Annotated in this window: 1 protein-coding gene; it reads left to right on the plus strand. The window is 38.0% G+C overall.

The annotated features are described in order from the left end of the window. Window positions 1-256 precede the first annotated feature (256 nt). Window positions 257-1492 (plus strand): IS110 family RNA-guided transposase, encoded by a 1236-nt coding sequence (locus tag M3234_RS28580; RefSeq protein WP_262307914.1) that lies wholly within the window; start codon window positions 257-259, stop codon window positions 1490-1492. Window positions 1493-1631 lie beyond the last annotated feature (139 nt).

The following is a 1631-nucleotide window of genomic DNA, read 5'->3' on the forward strand; positions in this document are numbered from 1 at the left end:
TTCGTATTATAAGGTTAACCAGAATGCTAAATATTTCTGGTTGACCTTATTTATTTTGGTCTTATTATATCAGTAGCCAGGGTAGAACGTAACTGCCCGTGGGGCTTTGACCCCGTCAGCTAAACGGTTCGCCCCCTACTTGTAGAAACATGATTGAGGCTGGTTGGGACTTAGATCTCGTATAACAAGCGAAGCTGTGATACTGCATGGAGGATTAGGGGTTACTGGCAAATTACTAGTTAGGAGGAGATTTAGAATGAATCCAGTCGTTGGTCTGGATGTTTCGAAAGGGGAAAGTCAAGTTCAGGCATTTTTAGATAAAGGCAAACCATATCGAAAGAGTTTTAAAGTTTCACACACTATTGAAGGTCTTGATTTACTTGTAGAGTTTCTAGAGGTCGTGAAGAGAGAAACAGGTAAGAAACCACCTATCGTTCTAGAAGCAACAGGACATTATCATTCCTCTGTTGTTCAATACTTGGAGGACCGTGGGTATTTATTGATCATTATTAATCCATTGATTTCTTATAAGGCTAAAAGTTCAAGTCTTCGAAAAGTAAAGACAGATGCGATAGATGCTTACCATCTCTGCGAGCTGTTTTATAAGGAGGATTTAGAGCCGTATAAGAAGCGTGGTGTACAGCTATTAAACCTTCGGAATCTTACAAGACAGCACGAAAATATTACTGGTGTGTTGATTCAAACAAAGCTACAATTTCAAGCGATTCTGGACCAGGTCTTTCCTGAATATAGAGGAGTTTTTGGGGACTTGTATTCAGTAGTATCACTCTTAACTCTTTCAGAGTTTCCCTCATCCGAAGATATATTAGAGGCAAGTGTAGAAACCATAGCTGACAAAATCGCTCAATTATGTAAAAGTCGTTCATACAGATGGGCCAATGAAAAGGCTATTCAACTCAAGGCTGCCGCAAACCGAAATCCGTTTGAAAAGACTTTGTATCAGAGTCATATTTTGAGTCTTGGTATGTATATTAATATCATTCTTCAATATAAAGAGCACCTATCCAAGTTAGAGTCAGAGATAGATGCCCTCGCAAAAGAAGTTGAAGAATATAATATTATCAAATCTATCCCTGGTATCGGAGAAAAGATCGCTGCAACGATCATTTCAGAAATTGGGGAGATAGATCGATTTACTGATCCTAAAAAGCTGGTAGCTTTCGCTGGAGTTGACCCTAGTGTATTTGAATCTGGTAAGTTTACAGCCACCAAGAATCGAATCACAAAAAGAGGGTCCAGCAGGCTTCGTCACGCCCTATATATGGCTGTTCGTTGTGCTATACGTGACTGTCGCAAGAGCAAAACAAGCGATGAGATCATTCCTCGTAATAAGAAATTACGAGAGTTCTATGATAAGAAACGTGAAGAAGGAAAACCTTTTAAGGTAGCTGTCATTGCTTGTGTAAATAAGCTCTTACATTGGATATTTGCCCTACTAAAGAATAAAACGACTTTCCAAGATAAAGCTTAGAACCTATATCTAACTAAATAACACAAAACTTCCAAAATTAGTCTAACGGAAGGTTATTTGGCATGTACATTTTTAGTATATCATGAGATATTTTAAATCTTTATTGAAAAATATTGACAAACTATTAGCTGGTTTAGCT

The organism is Neobacillus niacini, assembly GCF_023715785.1.
Lineage (GTDB): Bacteria > Bacillota > Bacilli > Bacillales > Cytobacillaceae > Neobacillus > Neobacillus niacini_E.

Bases quoted from the DNA above. Each gene is read 5' to 3' on its own strand.
- M3234_RS28580 (WP_262307914.1), top strand. From the start codon at position 257: ATGAATCCAGTCGTTGGTCTGGATGTTTCGAAAGGGGAAAGTCAAGTT.